The organism is Streptosporangium sp. NPDC000509, from assembly GCF_042898365.1.
GTDB lineage: Bacteria > Actinomycetota > Actinomycetes > Streptosporangiales > Streptosporangiaceae > Streptosporangium.
The window spans coordinates 243,210-262,131 of sequence record NZ_JBIAYX010000011.1; the positions used below are offsets into that span (position 1 = coordinate 243,210).

The 18,922-nt window shown below is 71.5% G+C and carries 19 protein-coding genes; 8 read left to right on the forward strand and 11 right to left on the reverse strand.

Translation table 11 applies throughout. The annotated features are described in order from the left end of the window. Positions 1-116: 116 nt before the first annotated feature. Positions 117-596 carry a MarR family winged helix-turn-helix transcriptional regulator gene (locus tag ACFY3D_RS21805; RefSeq protein ID WP_389981746.1) on the forward strand — a complete coding sequence of 160 codons (480 nt, stop codon included), beginning with the start codon at positions 117-119 and terminating at the stop codon, positions 594-596. 38 nt (positions 597-634) lie between these two features. Here the strand turns inward: ACFY3D_RS21805 and ACFY3D_RS21810 are convergent, their stop codons facing one another. Both ACFY3D_RS21810 and ACFY3D_RS21815 read right to left on the reverse strand, forming a co-directional pair. Continuing rightward, complete coding sequence (locus ACFY3D_RS21810) at positions 635-1,114, reverse strand: DUF1003 domain-containing protein (protein ID WP_389981748.1); 480 nt, start codon at positions 1,112-1,114, stop codon at positions 635-637. Further along, a complete protein-coding gene (locus ACFY3D_RS21815; RefSeq protein WP_389981750.1) occupies positions 1,107-2,351 on the reverse strand; it encodes a magnesium transporter MgtE N-terminal domain-containing protein in 1,245 nt (414 codons plus the stop codon). Before ACFY3D_RS21815 ends, ACFY3D_RS21810 begins: the two co-directional genes overlap by 8 nt. Before the next feature lie 139 nt (positions 2,352-2,490). On the opposite strand from ACFY3D_RS21815, the gene ACFY3D_RS21820 reads away from it, so the two are divergent. Next, positions 2,491-3,435 (forward strand): DMT family transporter, encoded by a 945-nt coding sequence (locus ACFY3D_RS21820; RefSeq protein WP_350947892.1) that lies wholly within the window; start codon positions 2,491-2,493, stop codon positions 3,433-3,435. On the opposite strand, the gene ACFY3D_RS21825 is transcribed toward ACFY3D_RS21820, so the two are convergent. Together ACFY3D_RS21825 and ACFY3D_RS21830 are read right to left on the reverse strand one after the other, a co-directional pair. Then, positions 3,410-3,775 carry a hypothetical protein gene (locus ACFY3D_RS21825; protein ID WP_386205539.1) on the reverse strand — a complete coding sequence of 122 codons (366 nt, stop codon included), beginning with the start codon at positions 3,773-3,775 and terminating at the stop codon, positions 3,410-3,412. The genes ACFY3D_RS21820 and ACFY3D_RS21825 overlap by 26 nt on opposite strands. A gap of 60 nt (positions 3,776-3,835) precedes the next feature. Beyond that, positions 3,836-4,411 (reverse strand): biotin transporter BioY, encoded by a 576-nt coding sequence (locus ACFY3D_RS21830; protein WP_389981752.1) that lies wholly within the window; start codon positions 4,409-4,411, stop codon positions 3,836-3,838. Between the two features lie 239 nt (positions 4,412-4,650). Here ACFY3D_RS21830 and ACFY3D_RS21835 point away from each other — a divergent pair, with 239 nt between their 5' ends. After that, positions 4,651-5,592, forward strand: a complete 942-nt coding sequence (locus ACFY3D_RS21835; protein WP_350947889.1) for a CoA ester lyase — start codon at positions 4,651-4,653, stop codon at positions 5,590-5,592. Here ACFY3D_RS21835 and ACFY3D_RS21840 read toward each other — a convergent pair. Together ACFY3D_RS21840 and ACFY3D_RS21845 are read right to left on the reverse strand one after the other, a co-directional pair. After that, a complete protein-coding gene (locus ACFY3D_RS21840; protein ID WP_389981754.1) occupies positions 5,582-6,148 on the reverse strand; it encodes a DUF6529 family protein in 567 nt (188 codons plus the stop codon). The two genes, ACFY3D_RS21835 and ACFY3D_RS21840, sit on opposite strands and share 11 nt — an antisense overlap. Further along, complete coding sequence (locus ACFY3D_RS21845) at positions 6,148-6,810, reverse strand: hypothetical protein (protein WP_389981756.1); 663 nt, start codon at positions 6,808-6,810, stop codon at positions 6,148-6,150. The genes ACFY3D_RS21840 and ACFY3D_RS21845 overlap by 1 nt, the downstream gene beginning before the upstream one ends. A 550-nt stretch (positions 6,811-7,360) precedes the next feature. Between ACFY3D_RS21845 and ACFY3D_RS21850 the strand changes: the two genes are divergently transcribed. Beyond that, entirely contained in the window at positions 7,361-10,366 is a 3,006-nt protein-coding gene (locus tag ACFY3D_RS21850; RefSeq protein ID WP_389981758.1) for a hypothetical protein, read from the forward strand. A gap of 153 nt (positions 10,367-10,519) precedes the next feature. On the opposite strand, the gene ACFY3D_RS21855 is transcribed toward ACFY3D_RS21850, so the two are convergent. Further along, positions 10,520-10,918, reverse strand: a complete 399-nt coding sequence (locus tag ACFY3D_RS21855; protein ID WP_350947885.1) for an NUDIX domain-containing protein — start codon at positions 10,916-10,918, stop codon at positions 10,520-10,522. A gap of 74 nt (positions 10,919-10,992) precedes the next feature. On the opposite strand from ACFY3D_RS21855, the gene ACFY3D_RS21860 reads away from it, so the two are divergent. From ACFY3D_RS21860 to ACFY3D_RS21870, 3 genes are all read left to right on the forward strand, one after another. Beyond that, positions 10,993-11,634: a DUF6758 family protein gene (locus ACFY3D_RS21860; protein WP_389981760.1), complete on the forward strand. Its 642-nt coding sequence runs from the start codon at positions 10,993-10,995 to the stop codon at positions 11,632-11,634. 87 nt (positions 11,635-11,721) lie between these two features. Beyond that, positions 11,722-12,444: an MBL fold metallo-hydrolase gene (locus ACFY3D_RS21865; RefSeq protein WP_389981762.1), complete on the forward strand. Its 723-nt coding sequence runs from the start codon at positions 11,722-11,724 to the stop codon at positions 12,442-12,444. After that, positions 12,445-13,350 (forward strand): RecB family exonuclease, encoded by a 906-nt coding sequence (locus tag ACFY3D_RS21870; protein ID WP_389981764.1) that lies wholly within the window; start codon positions 12,445-12,447, stop codon positions 13,348-13,350. Between the two features lie 203 nt (positions 13,351-13,553). On the opposite strand, the gene ACFY3D_RS21875 is transcribed toward ACFY3D_RS21870, so the two are convergent. Together ACFY3D_RS21875 and ACFY3D_RS21880 are read right to left on the reverse strand one after the other, a co-directional pair. Then, positions 13,554-14,426: an alpha/beta hydrolase gene (locus ACFY3D_RS21875; protein WP_350947881.1), complete on the reverse strand. Its 873-nt coding sequence runs from the start codon at positions 14,424-14,426 to the stop codon at positions 13,554-13,556. Positions 14,427-14,538: 112 nt separating this feature from the next. Beyond that, on the reverse strand, positions 14,539-16,392 hold the full coding sequence (locus ACFY3D_RS21880; RefSeq protein ID WP_389981766.1) for a DEAD/DEAH box helicase: 1,854 nt from the start codon (positions 16,390-16,392) through the stop codon (positions 14,539-14,541). Between the two features lie 368 nt (positions 16,393-16,760). Between ACFY3D_RS21880 and ACFY3D_RS21885 the strand changes: the two genes are divergently transcribed. Further along, a complete protein-coding gene (locus ACFY3D_RS21885; RefSeq protein ID WP_389981768.1) occupies positions 16,761-17,411 on the forward strand; it encodes a ferritin-like fold-containing protein in 651 nt (216 codons plus the stop codon). Between the two features lie 496 nt (positions 17,412-17,907). On the opposite strand, the gene ACFY3D_RS21890 is transcribed toward ACFY3D_RS21885, so the two are convergent. Together ACFY3D_RS21890 and ACFY3D_RS21895 are read right to left on the reverse strand one after the other, a co-directional pair. Next, entirely contained in the window at positions 17,908-18,138 is a 231-nt protein-coding gene (locus tag ACFY3D_RS21890) for a DUF3107 domain-containing protein (RefSeq protein WP_362899091.1), read from the reverse strand. 144 nt (positions 18,139-18,282) lie between these two features. After that, positions 18,283-18,912: a TetR/AcrR family transcriptional regulator gene (locus ACFY3D_RS21895; RefSeq protein ID WP_350947877.1), complete on the reverse strand. Its 630-nt coding sequence runs from the start codon at positions 18,910-18,912 to the stop codon at positions 18,283-18,285. Positions 18,913-18,922: the final 10 nt, after the last annotated feature.

The following is an 18,922-nucleotide window of genomic DNA, read 5'->3' on the forward strand; positions in this document are numbered from 1 at the left end:
TCGTAAGTCCATGGTATGAACCCGAGAACACCGGAAGGAATTCCGAAACCGGTGATGGTCGCTGGATTCGGACAATCCGCTGTGTAGGTGCACGTGCAACGTTCTAAGGTTACTCCGTGACCCTCACAGCGGGCGAGTCAAGAGGGAGCACCGGCTCGGAGGAGCTGGTGGTCTGGCGCATGCTCCAGCGGGCCCAGGTCCGCATCACCCGGGTGCTGGAGGCCGACCTGCTGGTCGAGCACGACCTGGCCCTGGCCTCGTACGAGGTCCTGTCGCAGCTGTCGGAGGCGCCCGAGCGGCGGCTGAGGATGAACGACCTGGCGGACAGGGTGCTGTTGTCGCGCAGCGGCCTGACCCGGCTCATCGACCGTCTCCAGCGCGACGGCCTGGTCGAGCGCGAGGCGTGCCCCAGCGACGCGCGCGGCCTGTTCGCCGTCCTCACCGACGAGGGGGCCGCGCGGCTGGCCGAGGCCGGCCCCACCTACCTGCGCGGGATCCGCGGCCAGTTCCTGGACATGCTCGACCCCGACGAGCTGCGGCAGTGCGCGGCCATGCTGAACAAGCTCTTCCCCGGCTCCGGCACCGACCCTTACTGAGCCCTCGCCTCCCAGGCCCGGCCGGAGGTCGCGCGGGCTCACGGCTCCCCGGACCTCTGGGGTTCGGAGAGGTCCTCCTGCAGGCGTTGCAGCTCCGAACGGATGTAGTCGCGGGTGGCCACCTCGCCGAGCGCCATGCGCAGGGCGGCGATCTCCCGGGTGAGGTAGTCCAGGTCGGCCTGGTTGCGCTCCGCCGCCCTGCGGTCGTTCTCGTTCTGGACCCGGTCGCGGTCGTCCTGCCGGTTCTGGGCGAGCAGGATCAGCGGCGCCGCGTACGAGGCCTGGAGCGACAGCATCAGCGTCAGGAAGATGAACGGGTAGGGGTCGAACGTCAGTGACCGGGGGGCGACGACGTTCCACAGCACCCAGACGGCGACGAAAACCGTCATGTAAACCAGGAACCTGGCGGTGCCGAGGAAGCGGGCGATCCGCTCCGACAGCCGCCCGAACGCCTCGGGGTCGTAGTGGGGGCGCAACCGAAGGCCGGGCTGCCTGGGCTGGTCGAGACGGTCAGCCATTCCCGCCCTCTCTCGGTCGGTCGTCCCGCTCGCGCCAGTCGTCCGGCAGCAGGTGGTCGAGCACGTCGTCGACGGTGACCGCGCCGACCAGGCGTCCCGCCTCGTTCACCACGGGAGCCGCCACGAGATTGTAGTTGGCCAGGTAGGAGGTGACCTGGTGCAGGGTGAACTCGGGTCTGATCGGGTCGAGGGAGGTGTCCAGGATGCCGCCGAGCAGGGTCGAGGGCGGTTCGCGCAGCAGCCGCTGGAAGTGGGCCAGGCCGAGGAAGCGGCCGGTGGGCGTCTCGACGGGCGGCCGGGTCACGTAGACCTGCGCGGCCACGGCCGGGGTGAGTTCGCGCTGGCGGACGTTGGCGAGTGCGTCGGCGACCGTCGCGCTCGGGGGCAGGATCACCGGCTCGCTCGTCATCATGCCGCCCGCGGTGTTCTCCGGGTAGATCAGCAGCCGCCTGATCGGCGCGGCCTCCTCGGGCTCCATCAGCGCCATCAGCGCCTCGGCCTGCTCGGCGGGGAGGTCCTGGAGCAGGTCGGCCGCGTCGTCGGGGTTCATCTCCTCCAGCACGTCCGCGGCCCGCTCGGGGGCGAGCCTGCTCAGGATGCCGATCTGGTCCCGCTCGGGAAGTTCCTCGAGCACGTCCGCGAGCCGTACGTCGTCGAGGGCGGCGGCCACCTCGACCCGCCGCTTGGCGGGCAGCTCGTGCAGGGCGCCGGCCAGGTCGGCGGCGCGCATCGACTCGAAGGCGACCAGCAGGTTGGCCGCGCCCTGGTCCTTCTGGACGGCGCCGAAGCCGTGGACCTCGCGCCAGTCGACGATCCTGGTCGCGCCGCGCCGGCGCAGCCCCAGTCCGGGAGGGCTCTCGATCACCGCCACCTTGGTGATCAGCCACTCCGAGCGCCTGGTCTCCTCCATGGCCAGGTCCAGGACCGTCATCCGCTCGCCGTCGACCTCCACGCCGAGGTCGAGCAGCTCGGTGATGGCGAGGGTCTCGGTCGCCCGCTGCTCGAACCTGCGCATGTTGAGCTGGCCGCTGAAGACGACGGCGCCGGCCTTGGCGGAGCGTATCCGGGTGATCGGCAGGAAGACCCTCCGCCGGGGCTGCACCTCGACGACCAGCCCGTGCACGTGCGGCGGATCGCTTCCGGCGATGGCCACCACCACGTCGCGGACCCGGCCGATCTGGTCCCCCGCGGGGTCGAAGACCGGGGTTCCGGCGAGACGTGCGATGAAGATCCTCACATCTGAAGCGTAGGCCGCATCCCGGACCGATCGGCCCCCGCCATGCTCCCCTGCTCACATCGCGGAACTCACTTGCTGCCCGACGCCCCACCATGACAGCATCAAAGCTGCTTAACGGTAATTACAGAAATGGTGGGTCATGAGACGTGCAGGACTCCTGATCGCGCTCGCGTCGTCCCTGGCCTTCGCCTTCTCGGGTCCCATGGCCAGATATCTGGGCGCGGCGGGACTCGCCCCGCTGGAGGCGGTCTGGATCCGGATGGCGGGCGCCGGGCTGCTGCTCGTCGGCATCCTCGCGGTCGCCCGGCCCGCGGCCCTGCGCATCCCCCGCTCGCGGCTGCCGTTCCTCCTGGTGTACGCGGTGGTCGCGGTCGCCGGTGTGCAGGCGCTGTTCTTCGCGGCGATCACCCGGCTGCCGGTCGGCGTCACCCTGCTCATCGAGTACACCTCGCCGGTGCTGGTGGTGCTCTGGGTACGGTTCGTCCGGCGGGTACGGCTGCCGCGGGCGGCCTTCGTCGGTGCCGTCGTCGCCGTGGTCGGTCTCGGCATCGTGGTGGAGGTCTGGTCCGGTCTCGCCCTCGACCCGGTGGGCCTGCTGCTGGCCTTCGTCGCGATGACGTGCTGCGCCGGATACTTCCTGCTCAGTGACAGTTTCGGCGACGACATCGACCCGCTCGGCCTGATCGCCTGGGGCCTGCTCGGCGCCGCCGTGGTGCTCCTGCCGTTCTCCCAGCCGTGGAACATCCCCTGGGAGGCGATCAGCGGGACGGCCACCCCCGAGGGCGGCCACACGCTGCCGGTCGTCGGGGCGCTGATCTGGCTGATCGTGGTCGCCACGGCCGCCGCCTACATCCTCGGCGTCCTCGCGATCCGCCGCCTGTCGGCCGCGATCGGCTCCACCGTCGCCTCTCTGGAGGTCATCGCCGGGGCGGTGGTCGCCTGGATCCTGCTGGGCGAGGCGCTCGGCCCCTTCCAGATCGCGGGTGGCCTGATCGTCCTGGTCGGCGCCTACCTGGCGCAGCGGGCCACGGCCGCGCTGCCCTCGCCCGTCGAAGAGGTCAGGGAACCGGCTCGCGTGGGGTGAGCCGTATCACCTTGGAAACCGCGGCCCAGCGCTCCAGAAGCCTCGCCCCGTCGGGGGCGTTGAGCCGCTCCTTGGCGAGCGCGGCCACCGCGTCCGGGGCCTTCGCCTGATCCACCACCTCCACGGAGGCGTCGAAGGCGACCAGGCGCCCGCCGTTGTCCTTGCTGCGCAGCGTCACCCGCACCTCCCCGGCCTCCGCCAGCCCCGGCAGCGGCTGCTCGCCCCCGCCGGTGACCAGGTAGATCGCGCCGTCGTGCCAGGTGTGCCAGGCCAGCCGGGGCCGGTCCAGCGACAGCCACAGGACGCTCGACTTCTTCGCGCCCTCCTCGATCACACCCATGAGACGAATGTACGGCCTGTGCCTCCCCGAATGGCGGTGCAGGCCGTACACGTCGCCGGGTCAGCGCCGGGAGAGCTTCCAGGCGGCCGGGAGCAGTCCCGCCGCGATGACGATCTTGACGGCGTCGCCGAGCAGGAAGGGCACCACGCCCAGGGCGAGGCCGGTGGCGAGATCCAGCTGGGCGACGGAGATGAGGACCGGCAGGCCGAAGGCGTAGATGACCAGGTTGCCGAGGATCATCGTGCCGATCGTGCGCGGCACGGTGCGGTCGCCTCCGCGTTCGGCGAGCTTGCCGACGATGGCCGCCGCGGGGATGAAGCCGATGATGTATCCGAAGGACGCCCCGCCGAAGCCGGAGGCGCCGGCGGCGAACCACGGCACGCCCGCGACACCGACCAGCATGTAGAGCGCCATGCTCAGCGTCGCGCGGTTCATGCCGAGGGCGGCGCCGACCAGCAGGACCGCGAAGGGCTGGCCGCTGACCGGAACCGGTGAGCCGGGCAGCGGGAAGCTCAGCTGCGCGGCCAGGCCCGTCAGGACGGCGCCGCCGACCACGAGCGCGACGTCGCGGACGCGCGACGCGGGGATGAGGTCGGACAGTACGGCGGGCCTTGCCACCGAAGAAGCGTTTGCCATCGTGCGTGTCTCCCTTGGCAGATTCCTGATGTCCATTCTTCTGACATCTCAGGCAAGGGTCCTACGAGATCATCACCAAGAACAGGGCGGGGTCTTTGTGTGGAGGCCACAGGGGTGTCCTCGCCCTCACCCGGCGTGTTCCGGCCGAGGTCACGGCGTCGCCCGGCTCGTCCCGGCGCGAAGGCCGTGGCGCCGCCCGGTCTGCCGTCCGCCTCCCCGAGGGCGTTAGCGTGTTCCCCATGCGTTCTCGACGTTCGTGTCTCGCGGTGCCCGGCAGCAACCCCAGATTCCTGGAGAAGGCCCAGGGGCTCCCCGCCGACGAGGTCTTCCTCGACCTGGAGGACTCCGTCGCGCCGCTCGCCAAGGAGGGCGCGCGCAAGAACGTCGTGGCCGCCCTGCGCGAGGGTGACTGGTCGGGCAGGACGAGGGTCGTCAGGGTCAACGACCTCGGCACCCAGTGGACCTACCGGGACGTCATCGAGGTCGTGGAGGGCGCGGGGGAGTTCCTCGACTGCCTGATGCTGCCCAAGGTGGAGGACGCGGCCCAGGTGATGTGGCTCGACACGCTGCTCACCCAGATCGAGAGGGCGAACGGCCTGCCGGTCGGCGGGATCGGCATCGAGGCCCAGATCGAGAACGCGAGGGGCCTGGTCAACGTGGACGCCATCGGCGGCGCGTCCCCACGCCTGGAGACGCTCGTGTTCGGCCCGGCCGACTTCATGGCCTCGATCAACATGCGGACCCTGGTGGTCGGTGAGCAGCCGCCCGGCTACACCGAGGGCGACGCCTACCACTACATCCTGATGCGCATCCTGATGGCCGCGAGGACACACGACCTGCAGGCCATCGACGGCCCGTACCTCGCGATCAGGGATCTCGACGGGTTCCGCCGGGTGGCGGGACGGGCCGCGGCGCTCGGGTTCGACGGGAAGTGGGTGCTCCACCCCTCCCAGATCGAGGCCGCGAACGAGGTGTTCTCGCCGCCGCAGGAGGACTACGACCACGCCGAGCTGATCCTCGACGCGTACGAGTACTACACGACGGTCGAGAGGCGCGGCGCGGTCATGCTCGGCGACGAGATGATCGACGAGGCGTCCAGGAAGATGGCGCTGGTGGTCGCGGCGAAGGGCAGGGCCGCCGGTCTGCGGCGCACCACGGCCTTCACCCCGCCTACAACCTGACCCCGATCGTGGTGAAGAACCAGAACGACGAGGTGAGCCAGAGGCCGGTGAGGGCGACGAAGGTGAGCCCGCCGAGGACAGGGAGGGTCCAGCCGGGCAGACCCCGCCTGGGCAACGACAGCATCTTCGCGGTGAAGACGCCGTAGAAGAAGCAGCCGAGCAGTGAGTGGATCATCACGCGCGGCACGTCGAACTGGGCGCCCAGCGCGTACAGGCAGTGCAGTGCCACCGGGATCGTGAGCAGGAACGCCGCCCGCCCCGACCAGCGGTGCAGGGCACCGATCCACGGCACGTCCAGCTTGATCCGGCCCCACATGACCAGGGCGGAGAAGAGCTGGACGAACGCCAGCAGGAACGCGCCGGTGGTGAGCCAGGACTTCATCGCCAACGCCCCGGAGAATCCGGCCGGCCCGATCGCGTACCCGGTGGGCGTGTGGACCCGCCCGTAGACGCCGAGCCCGACCGCCACCAGCCCGCCGACGACGAGCGGGACGAGGAGCGGGGCGACGTTGTCGGCCCGCCGCTGCGGGACCGGTGTGATCTGCGTGTCACTCATCAGAACTCCTCGATGAACTCGTCGACGTCCCGGGGATCGACCTCCACGCCGTCCACGACGGCGTTCTCGCCGGGCTCGGGGATCGGCACGTCGGCGACCTCGTCGCCCACGAGGGTGAGGCCGACCCTGGTGCCGTCGTCGAGATAGATCCATCCGGCGCGGACGTCGGCACCGCGGACGAGCGCGGTCGCCCGGTAGAGGCCGGAGGGCTTCTTCACGGTCGGAGCCTTGAAGCTCCACTTCCTGCCGCCGAAACCGAGGGTTCCCGCGGCGACGCCGCCGCTGAGACGGGCGGTGAGCGAGGCGTCGCCGCGGCCGGACAGGGTGACCTTGCCGTCGGCGGCCCTGCCCTTCATCCAGGCCTCGACCCTGCCGTCGCAGAAGTAGCCGACCGCCTTGCCGTTCCTGACGGAGACGGCGATCAGGCCGCCGTTGCCGGTGACCCGCCCGGCGTAGTCGGCCTTGGCGGGGGTGGGCCTGGCCGTCTTGGCGACCTCCGGCGTGGGCGACGCCTCCGTGACGGCCCGGGCGGGCGTGGCGGGTGCGTCGTCCTGGGCGTTGACGGTCCGGGTGGCGGGTGAGGTGGTGGCGCTGGCCACGCCGAGGGCGACGGCCATCACCGCTCCTGCCGCCAGTGTGTATACGGGCCCCAGCCGTGTCATATCCGCTCCCTGGGGTGGTGGATGGTGACATCAGGTGTACCGGCCGTGGTTCCGGGCGTCTGTGAACTAATCCGCACTCGGAAGGACGACCTTGGATCCTCACCGAACTACGAGAAAGCCGGATAATTCAGGTACTGGATTGAAAAATCTGACTAGAGAGGTCTCGTCATCGCGGCCCGGACGTGTTGCTCTTGACTGTGTACGGCCGGGGACCGGGTATCCGGTCGCGGGAGGTGATCGTTTCCGGAGAACGGGGTACTAGTAGGAACGCTGCGATTTGCCGCATCCATAGGGGTTGCGGCCTGCTGTTACGGAGACGACTGGAACGGTCCGGGGCGAGTTGTCCCGGTCTGAATGGGCTTCCTGCAAGGAGGTGCTGAGCGTGGCCTCGGGCCCCCACGACCCGCGCTCGCAAGAGTGGCCGGCGGACGACGACGGCGTGCACGACGACGCTATACACGAAGGCAGGTCCCAGGAGCCCCAGACGTCACCGCCGACGATCCAGCACTCCCCGCCAGGCCCCTCGGACGACGGCACGCGAGGGCGTCCGATGGCCTCCCCGTGGATGCTCCCGCCGTTCGCCGCGCCGACCCCGGACGACGGCGAGCCGCAGCAGGCCCGCCCCGAAGGACTCGGGAGCGAGCGCCGCCGACCGTACGCCCGCCCCTACGGCCCCTCCTCCCAGTCCTCGGGCCCCTCGCCCGCGCCGGAGACCTCCGCCGACCCCTCGGGCGAGGAGGGGCGGTCAGCGGGGCAGGGACGCCACGCCACGCCCGATCAGGGGCGGCCGCGGCTGGCGGACCGTCCCGACCTCCTCGTCGCCTCAGGACCGGCTCCAGAGCGCGGGAGGAGGAGAAGGGCGGATCGCCCCGACCTCCTCGTCGCCTCGGGGCCGCCCCGCGAACCGGGAGGGAGCGGGAGAAAGGAGTCCTCGCAGCCCTCCGCCGAGGAGCGGATCAGGGTCGAGCCGAGCATCGCGGCGACACCGGAACCGGCGCCGGAGCCCGGACCCGAGCGTGGAGCGCCGTCCGGGCCGGCGTCCGAACCCGAACCCGAGCCCGAGTGGCCCTCCGCGACGGCCGAGGACGACTTCGAGCCCGTACGAAGAGTGGGGCGCCCACCGGGCGGCAGGCCCGCCAGGCCCGACATGCTCGTCGCGCAGGGCCCGCCGGGCAGGCGGGGGACGAACGGCGGGCGGCACCACCGCCCGGCCACCGCCCCCTCCGCCGTGCGCCGCTCCAGCCCGACCAGGCGCAGGCGTGGCCGTGGTCTGGTGATCCCGTTCCTGATGGTTCTGGTCCTCACCGTCGCGGTCGGCGGCGGCCTGGTCCTGTGGGGCTGGGTGAGCAGCCCGTTCGCCACCGGACTCCGGCTGGTCGGTGACGAGGTGACGTCGGGCGACGACAACTTCGTGCCGCAGGCCGGTGTCGGCGGCAACGGATCCAACCAGGTGCTCAACGCGGTGGCCTCGGTGGGTTCCGTCATGGTCGCGGTCGGCAGCGACACCACCAGCCCGGTCCCCAGGCCGCTGTTCCTCGTCTCCCCCGACGGTGGCACGACCTGGCAGCTGGGCAAGGTGACCGGTCCGGAGGGGTACGAGACGGGGCCGACCACGGTGGGCCGGGTGGCGGGCGGCGACGGCCTCTGGCTGGCGGCCGGAAACGACCCCCTCGGCGGCGGGCACGGCCTGTGGACCAGCTCCGACGGCTACGCCTGGACCGCGGCCGACCCCGGCGGGCTGGACGCCTTCGCCCGCGGGGACAAGATCATGGATCTGGCGAGGACCGATTCCGGGTTCGTCGCGGTCGGCGCCGCCGTACTGGACGACGGCACCACCGGGGCCGTCGCCTGGGTCTCCTCGGACGGGCGCGCCTGGGACCGGGTGGAGACCCGGGAGATCGGCATGCCGGACAAGGTGCGCGGCATGAAGGCGGTGGTCGCCAGGGGCGGCGCCGTCGTCGCGCTGGCGGACCCGGCCCAGGGGCAGTCCACCTCGGTCATCCTGCGCTCGTCCGACGGCGGCAGGAACTGGCAGCGCACCGGCGCCGCGCTCAACGACGTCATCCCCGAGCCGGGCGCGCTGGCCGTGGCCGGCGACGGGTTCGTCCTCGTACCGACCCAGCAGCGCAGCGACAGGGGAGAGGTCCGCGTCTACTGCTCCGGTGACGGCGCCGACTGGAAGGCGTGCGGAGCCATCACCGGCCTGGGGCAGGAGGGCACGGGTGTCAAGCGCCTCGCCTCCTCCTCGGCGGGGGTGGCCGCGGTCGTCGAGTCCGGCTTCGAGCGCTACACCGTCCACACCAGCGAGGACGGCCGCGACTGGAGCAAGACCACCGATCTCGGCGAGGTGCCCGGCTCGCTGCGCGCGCTCGCGCTGTCCGACACCGGCACGCTCGTCGTCGGCGGCGACGAACGCGCCGCCGACGTGGACAACCGGGTGGTCCTCATCACCGCGCCCAAGGGGGGCGAGGCGAGGCCGGTACCGCTGAGCGGCATCCAGGGCCTCGCCAGAGCCGCCCGCGAGACGGCCAGGGTGGCCTCGGGGGACGGCAGGTTCGTGGCGGTGGGCACCGTCTCCGGCGACGCCGGGATCTGGAGCAGCGCCGCCGGAGACGCCTGGAAGGCGGGCGGCCCGGCGCGGCTCTTCGGCGGTCCGAGGCGACAGGCGCTCGCCGACGTCGCGCACGGCAGGCGGGGCTGGCTGGCGGCGGGCAGCACGATGACCGACGCCTCCTCCACCGAGCCCCTGCTGTTCACCTCCGCGGACGGCGAGAGCTGGCGCAGGGTGCCGGTGCTCGGCCCTCTCGCGCCGGCGGGCGACCACGACTTCCTCGCCCCGCACGCGGTGGCGGCGGGGCCGTCCGGCTACGTCATGGCGGGCGAGGACCGCGGCCCCGCCGCCACCGTGCCCGTCCTGTGGTTCTCCGCCGACCTCAAGCGCTTCTCCAGGGCGTCCAAGCTTCCCGCGGGCGGTACGGGGGTGCGGCTGTACGACGTCTCGGCGACCTCGTCCGGGTACGTCGCCGTCGGCGGCACCGGTACGGCCGAGCGCGAGACCGGCGTGGTGTGGGTGTCGGCCGACGGGGTCAACTGGACCGCGCGCAAGCCGGTCCTGCCGCCGGGGGCGACGTCCGCGGGCCTGCGGCACGTGGTCCTGTACGGCGGGTACGTCGTCGCGGCGGGCACGGCACAGACCGAGGAGGGCAGGAAGGCGTTCGGCGCGGTCTCCGACGACAACGGGGCGAGCTGGGAGTTCTCCTGGTTCCCCACGGACCGGGCGTCCGCCGTCCAGGATCTCGCCGCGACACCCGAGGGCGTGGTGGCCGTCGGCTGGCACGGGGTGGCGGGGGCCGGCGACAGCGCGGCCTGGACCTCGGAGGACGGCCTCAACTGGCAGCGCCACACCCCCAGCCAGGGCAGCCTGGACGGCGAGGGCGCCCAGTGGCTCGGCGCGGTGGCGGTCTCCGGCACCCAGGTCGTCGCCCTGGGCCGCTCCACCACCTACAGTGCGGACCACCTCACCCTGTGGCGTTCCACGCTCACCTCGTCACGATGACAGGAGGCTCCACCACGCACAGTGCGGAACGCCTCACCCTTTGGCGCTCCGCGCTCACCTCGTCACGAGGACGGGAAACCGCGGCGCCACGCGCTCACCCGCGTCGCCCGGCGCTCCCGGGCCGCGTGGCGCTCGCGGCGATCCCGTGGCGCTTCACCCTGGCGCGATGACCGCCCACTCGGTCAGCGCGTCCAGCAGGCCGGGGGTGAGGGGGAGGCGCGCGAGCTCCTCGCGGGTGAACCAGCGGGCGTCCGCGGCGTCGTCCCCCGCGGCGAGCGTGCCGCCGGAGACCTCGGCGAGGTAGTCGCGGATCTCGTAGACGGTGTCACCGGGACCGGGGCGGTCGACGGTCCCGGCCAGACGTCCGGGAACGACCGTGAGCCCGGTCTCCTCAAGGACCTCCCGCACGACCGCCTCGGAGTCGGACTCCCCGGATTCGACCCGCCCTCCGGGGACGGACCACAGGCCTTCGCCCGGCGGGTGGCCACGACGCACCAGAAGCATCCGCCCCGACCCGTCGAGGACGATCGCTCCAACACAATTTACGCGCACGTGAACAAGATTACGTTGTGATAACGCCCCAACCTCTTGACGGATGACCCGTACAAGAAGCAGCGTGGGTAGGCGTGAAAGCCGCCCCTGTCTGTCCACGGTGTTTCGGCCCGCTTCGTCCGCCGAGTGCTTGGTCAAGCTCCTGGAGATGCGGTCCGCACGGCGATGTCCTGCCGTTCCAGCCACCCAGACCTCCGTCGTCCGCCGCGGTGGAGGCCGTCACCCGAGACTCCCGCGTCCCCGCCTGGGTTCCCTGGCCGCTGCCCACGGGGTGGCTGGTCACGGGATTCGCCGAGGCGGGCGACGAGCGCAGCGGTACGCGGGCCACCGTGGTCGCGGTCTCCGGTCCCTCGCTGACCTACGGTCCCGCCGACCTGCTGATCATCGCGGAGGAGCCCGGGGTGGGACTCGGCGCGGCGTTCGCGGGGCTGGAGGGCACCGACCCCGGCACCGGGTTCGACCAGGGCCCGCCGCACGCCAAGATCGACGTCAGGGGCCATCCGTGCTCCCTGTGGTGCGTCACCGCCGCCCCCGACCGGGCCGTCTACGCCGGTGAGGCCATGGGAAACTGGCTCTGGGTGGTCGTGTGGCCCCCGGAGGCCGGTTACCTCATCACCCTCGCCGAGCTCTCCCTGCGCGATCTGCGCGACCAGGACCAGGCCCTTGACCTGCCCTTCGGGGCGTTCTCCCCGCGTCTGGACGTCCCGGCGTCCTGACACTCGCCCGCTCGCGTCCCCTTTGTTCGGAGCCTTGACCGTTCCGTCCGAACCGGAGGGCGGGTGTAGGCAGTAAAGTTCGGAAGCGTGACAGCGCGTATCGAGCGAGTGGTGACCGAGGGCGTCGTCGATGTCGACGGCGTCGAGCACAAGGTCGAGAACAACACGTGGATCCTGGGTGACGACGAGGATGTCATCGTCATCGACGCCGCGCGCGACGCGGAGAAGATCCTGGAGAAGGTCGGCGAGCGGGAGGTGCTGGCGATCATCTGCACCCACGGCCTGCCCGACCACGTGGGCGCGGCCATCGAGGTCGCGGCCAGAGACGAGGCGGTGGTCGCCCTTCACCCGAAGGACCGGCCGCTGTGGCGGCTGACCTGGCCCGACACCTGGCCCGACATCGACATGGAGGACGAGGGCCTGTTCGAGGTCGGCGGCGTCCAGTTGGAGGTCATGTCCACCCCCGGCATCTCCCAGGGTGGTGTCTCGCTGTACTGCGAGGCCCTGGACGCGGTCTTCACCGGCAAGACCCTCCAGGCCGACGGCCCCGGCAGGATCGGCGGTGAGTATCCCGCCCTGGCCGACCAGCTGACGGCGATCGGCGGGCGGCTGTTCACCCTGCCGCACAGCACCCGGGTGCTGCCCGCGCACGGGGAGGAGACGACCATCGGCGACCTGGAGCCCCAGTTCGACGCCTGGCTCTCCGGATCGCTGACCCGCGGCGCCGAGGCGCCGGAAGAGGAGGGCCCGCTCACCGACGGCACGCGCGCGGCGGGAATCCGGCTGAACCTCCGGGACGAACAGCTCTAAATGGATCAGCTTCCCCTGGAGGGCATGCCGCGGCGGCTCTACGCCTGTACGCCGTCGCGGCTGAACAACTGGCTCGACTGCCCCCGCCGCTACCGGTTCACCTACCTGGACCGGCCCGCGCCGCGGAAGGGCCCGGCGTGGGCGCACAACAGCGTGGGCGCCAGCGTCCACAACGCCCTCGCCGCCTGGTGGCGTGAGCCGCCCGAGCGGCGTACGCCCGAGGTCGCGGGAAGCCTGCTCATCAGGGGATGGATCAACGAGGGGTTCCGCGACGCGGAGCAGTCGCGGACCTGGCGGGATCGGGCCAGGGAGATGGTCAGCGGATACGTGGCGAGCCTCGACCCCTCCGCCGAGCCGGTCGGCGTCGAGCGTACGGTCGCCACACGCACCTCCGTCGTCGCGCTCTCCGGCCGGGTGGACCGGCTCGACCGGCGCGGCGAGGAGCTGGTCGTGGTCGACTACAAGACCGGCAGACGCCCGCTCACCACCGACGACGCCCGCTCCTCGCTCGCGCTGGCGGTCTACGCCATCGCCTCCTCCCGGATGATGCGCCGCCCCTGCCACCGGGTCGAGCTCCACCACCTGCCGACCGCCTCGATCGTGGAGTGGGAGCACACCGACGAGTCGCTCGCCCGCCACCTGGGCCACGCCGAGGAGATCGCCGTCGAGGCGTCCGGCGCCGACGAGCGCTACAAGGAGTGGTCGGCCACGGCCCGGCCCAAGGGAGCCGCCCCGACGAAGGCACGCGGCGGCGACCAGGCCCCGCCCGTCGTGCCCCCCGAGATCGACGCGGCCTTCCCACCCCGTACGGGACCCCTGTGCTCCTGGTGCGACTTCCGCCGCCACTGCCCCGAGGGGCAGGCCGCGGGCACCGAGCGCGAGCCCTGGGCGGCCCTCTCCGACTGATGGCGAGGACTTGGCGACGGCATCCCCCGCGCTGAAGCCGAGGGATCGCCCGCGCTGAAGCCGAGGACCGTCTCACCGGCCCCGCGCCCGAACAACAGGGCTCGACGTCGCGCGCCTTCGTCGGGGCGGCACCCGCTCACCCGGGACGCCGTTCGAAGGCGGTCACGCGACGACCCGATGCCACCCGCCGGGACCTGGCGGGGTCAGCTCCTGAGACGGCTCTCGGCGGCGTTCCAGAAGCGGATGAGGGCGGCGGCCGTGGTCTCCGGTGCCTCCACCGCGGGAGAGTGGGCCGCGCCGGGGACGACCACGCACTCGGCGTCCAGGCGGCGGGCCATCTCCGCCTGCATGCGCGGCGGCCAGCCGTCGTCGTGCTCGCCGTACAGGACCAGGGTGTCGACCTCGACCTGGGTGAGCTCGTCGCACCGGTCGGGCGCGGTGAGCACCTCGTTGGTCATCGTGAGCATGCCGACGGTCGAGTTGGCGAACAGCCGCTTGCGCAGGAAGGCGATGATCTCGTCGGACACCCCGGAGGCGAGGGCATCGGGCTCCAGCCGGGTGTGCCACAGGTGTTCGAGACCGACTTCGGGCAGCTCCGAGATCATGAAGCGGCCCGCGCGCTCGCGGGGCCCGACGATCGCGGCCGGCCCGGAGCTCATGAGCGTGTAGGACACGAACCGGGTGCGGCCGTCGATGACCGCCTCCCGGGTGACCAGGCCGCCGAACGAGTGGCCCACCAGGTGGATCGGACCCCCGTGGCCGATCACCTGGGCCAGGACGTCGACGTCGTTGCCGAGCGCGGCGCGGGTGTAGGCGCTCCTGTCGTCAGGGCCGTTCGTCTCGAACTGGCCGCGCATGTCGATCGCGACGACCTGGCGACCCGACTGCGCGAGAGTCTGCAGGACCGCGATGAAGTCTTCCTTGCTGCCGGTCAGGCCGGGCACCAGCAGGGCGGGCCATCGCTCCGGGATGCCGCTGACGGGCAGGGCCTCCAGTACGGCGAAGGAGCCCACCGCCGTCTCGATCTGGCGAGAGCGGACGCCAGGAGGCAGGGTCAGAAAACGCGGCGTACTCACGTGGCCCCACGATACCTCTCTTGGTGACTGCGCTCCGTGCGTCCGCGAGGGGCCGGGAGCGTGAAAAGGGGCGCTACCGATATGGTCGCGCCCCTTTTCATGGTGGTACTTGCTAGTTGGGGCGACGCGATCCTCGCTGTTGACCGTTGCGTACCGGCGGTCGGCGGCGGCTCTGCACGCGTTCCGAGGCCGCCGAGGGGGCGATCTCGTCATCGTCCGACGCCAGGTCCGGGGACTTGAAGATCACCGAGAACGGGCTCGGAGGAATGATCTTCTCGGGCTGAGGCCGGGGCGCGGGAGCCTCGACCACGGGCTCGTCGTCCCAGCGTTCCGCCACGATGTCGTCCTCTCTGGGCTCCGCGAACGCCGCGACCCGCTCGTCGGCCCGCGGCGGGGCCGAAGGGGTCTGCGGAGCCGCGGGGACGTCCGCCACCTGCTCGCGGCGGGCGCGGCGCTGCCGGCGAACCGGCTCCTCCGCGACGGGCTCGGGGTGAACCGGAGCCTCGGACGTGCCGGTGAGGCTCACCTCGGGGTTCAGCCCCGCCTTGCGGGCCCTGCCCCTGCGGGGCGCGGCCTCGGGCTGCTCGTCACGGATGTCCCTGCGGGCTGCCACATCCGCCTCCACCTCGGCGATCTCGACGACAGGGGACTGGAGTCCTTCGTCCGCGACCGGCGCGGAAACCTCCCCGCCGCTACGGCCGCCACGGGTGCGACGGCGTTCGCGGGACGTGCGCGCGGGACGCTCGCGACGCTCCTCGCGATCGTCCTCGCGTCCCTTGCGGGATGGACGGGAGCGGATGCGCCCCGTCTCGCCGAGGTCCTCGACCTCCTCGGCGGCCAGACCCGCCCGGGAGCGGTTGGCGCGCGGCAGCACGCCCTTGGTGCCCTCGGGGATGCCCAGGTCGCTGAAGACGTGCGGGGAGGTCGAGTAGGTCTCGACCGGCTCGGGGAAGGGGAGCGAGAGCGCGTTGTTGATGACCTTCCAGCGAGTGAGGTCCTCCCACTCGACGAAGGTCACCGCGACGCCCGTCTTGCCGGCCCGGCCGGTGCGGCCGATCCGGTGGACGTACGCCTTCTCGTCCTGCGGGCAGTCGTAGTTGACGACGTGGGTGACGTCGTCGACGTCGATGCCGCGCGCCGCGACGTCGGTCGCGACCAGCACGTCGATCTTGCCGTTGCGGAAGGCCCGCAGGGCCTGCTCACGCTGGCCCTGGCCGAGGTCGCCGTGGACGGCCGCGGCGGCGAAGCCACGCTCCTTGAGCTGCTCGACGACCATGTCGCAGGCGCGCTTGGTCTCGCAGAAGATCATGGTGAGACCGCGGCCCTCGCACTGCAGCAGGCGGCCGACAATCTCGATCTTGTCCATCCGGTGCGTCCGCCAGACGAACTGGGTCGTCTGCGGGGTCGCCTCGGCCTCGGCGTCGTTGTTCTCCGCCCGCACGTGGGTGGGGCGGGTGAGGTAACGCCTGGACAGGGCGACGATCTCGCCCGGCAGGGTCGCGGAGAACAGCATCGTCTGCCGCTCCGCCGGGATGAGCTTGATGATGCGCTCGATGTCGGGCAGGAAGCCCAGGTCGAGCATCCGGTCGGCCTCGTCCAGGACGAGGGTCCCGATCTGGCTGAGGTCGAGGTGCTTCTGCTTGACCAGGTCGAGCAGGCGGCCCGGGGTGCCGACGATGACGTCGACACCCTGCTTGAGCGCCTCGATCTGGGGTTCGTAGGCGCGCCCGCCGTACACGGTGAGGATCCGCGAGCCGAGCTTGCCGGCCGCCGTCACGAGGTCCTCGGTGACCTGGACGGCGAGCTCGCGGGTCGGTACGACGACCAGCCCGCGGGGCTTCTTGCGGTTCTTCCTCGGCTTGCCGACCCGCTGCAGCATCGCCACGCCGAAGGCGTAGGTCTTGCCGGTGCCGGTGCGCGCCTGGCCGATGATGTCCTGGCCGTTGAGGGCCAGGGGGAGTGCCATTTCCTGGATCGGGAACGGCGCGATGATGCCCTCGGTCTCAAGGGCATCGGCGATCTCTGGGGTGACTCCGAGGTCTCGGAACGTCGTCAGCTTGGCCTGCCTAAATCTCCGTTGAAGGCAGGCCTGCCGGGACCACGGGCAGAAAACGTGTCCCCGTGCCGGGTCCTCGCGGAAGGTCCAGCCCTCTCATGTCATCAGCGACCGCTGCGGCGTCACGCCGACGTATGGGGGCGTCCGGGCGTGGATATCCCGGATTAACACGGTGCGGTCGCACTTTCACAGAGCAGTGTACTCGATACCACAACGGAGAACCGATTTCTTCGTATTCCCGGTGAATCGTGAGGCCGCCGAACTCGTAGGCTGCCTCCATGAGCGATTCCCCCCCCGGCGTCTCCGACCTGCTCGGCGTCCTCGCCTACGCCGAGCTGACCGCGTTCCTCAGGCTCGCCGAGGACGCCACCAGGTACGCCCCCTCGCTGACCGATCAGGCCGCCCTCGGCGGCCTCGCGGCGGCGGAGTACGCGCACTTCGAGTTGCTCCGCGACCGGCTCACCTCCCTGGGCGTGGACCCCGAGGAGGCGATGGCGCCGTTCACCGGGCCGCTGGACGACTGGCACGCCCGGACCTTCCCGGGAGACTGGCTGGAGGCTCTGGTCAAGGCGTACGTCGGCACCGGGATCGCGCTCGACTTCTACCGCGAGGCGGCCGTCGGTGTGGACGACGAGACGCGGGAACTCGTCGACGAGGTCCTCACGGACGAGGGACGGTCGCAGTTCGCCGTCGAGCGGGTCCGCGCGGCGCTCTCCGAGGATCCCAAGCAGGCGGGACGGCTCGCGCTGTGGGCGAGGCGGATGGTGGGAGAGGCACTGAGCCAGGGGCAGCACGTGGCCGCGGCCAGACCGGAGCTCGCGGCCCTGCTGGTGGAGGCGGTGGGAGAGGACATCAGCCGGATGTTCTCCCGGCTGAGCGAGAAGCACGGCCGGCGGATGGCCGCCCTGGGGCTCACCCCGGGTCCCTGACGGGCTTCCCGCACGTGCCGGGCCCGGGGCCTTCGATCGCCTTCGAGCCTGTTCGCCGGTGGCGGAGAGGGGAAGCCGGTCGGCGGATCACGACACGTGAGGCGGCGAACAGCTGTAGCGTGCGAGACATGAGGGCCTCGCGCCGCTATGGCAGTTCCTTGACGAGATGTGGGCCGAACCGCTGGACTTCGCGTCCCGTGCTGCGCAGGGGAGGTGCGGGCTGCCCGGCGGTGAGCCGGGGGCGGGAGCATCTGCGCCGCGTCAGACGTCCGCGCTGCTGCGGGTTCGGCGAGCGGGACGAGTGCTCAGGCACCTGAGGCTTCGGCGGCTGTGGTTTCGGCATCCGGGAGCGGGATGTTCTCAGGGCGACCGTCCTGCCACCGGATGTGCCTGAGCCGGGCGCCCCTCCCTGCGGCTCCGGCGGCGCGCTCGCACCGGATCCGCGGACCGCGCCATGCCGACGAGGGACGACGACCTGGCGCGAGCCCGGAATCCGTCAGAGCGTGCCGCCGAAGCCGACGGGACGCGCCTGCTCCTCGCCGATCTCGATGAAGCCGAGTGAGGCGACCGGGACGATGATCTTTCGGCCGTTGACGTCGGTGATGGTGAGGACACCGCTGCTGGACGAGAGGGCGGCGCTGACCTCGCCCTCAAGCTGCTCGGCCGTGAGGTCGGTCTCCACTACGAGTTCACGGTGCACGGAACGTACGCCGATCTTGATTTCCATCGTGCTCCCTTTTCGATGAGGGTTGCTCGCCCCATGGTCTCCCCAACGAAGGCCCGACGCGCGGGTTGATCGCGCGAAGCGAACAGCTGATCGCGGCGAGCGAACAACCGGATCGCAGGCGGGAGCGCGATCGGCCCCGGGACCTCAGTGGTCGGCGACGGTGCGCGGGAAACCGGAGATGCCGCGCCACGACAGGCGGGCGATGAGCTGGGTGGCCGCGTCCTTGGGAATGGAGCCGTTGCTGCTGATCCAGTAACGGGCGCTGACCTCGGCCATGCCGACGAGCCCGACGCCGAGCAGGCGCGCCTCGTCGCTGGAGCAGCCGGTGTCCTCCTGGATGACCTGACTGATCATCTCGGCGCTCTCACGGAGGTTGCGTTCCATGCGCTGGCGGACCGGGGCGACGTTGCGCAGGTCCGACTCGAAGACCAGCCGGAACGCCTCCCCCTGGGTGGAGACGAAGTCGAAGAAGGCGCCGATCGCGGCCTGGACGCGCTGTTTGTTGTCCGTGGTGGAGGCGAGGGCGTCGCGACAGCGGGCGATCATGTCGTCCACGTGCAGGTCGAGCAGCGCCAGATAGAGCTCCTGCTTGCCGGGGAAGTGCTGGTAGAGAACCGGCTTGCTCACCCCTGCCCGCTCGGCGATCTCGTCCATCGCGGCCGCGTGGTAGCCGTTCTCCACGAACACCTCCTGTGCCGCGCTGAGCAGCTGGCGGCGGCGAGCTGTTCGGGGCAGCCGGGTGCCCCGGGGCTTGGCGTCCGGGGTAGCGGTCACGTGGTCTCCT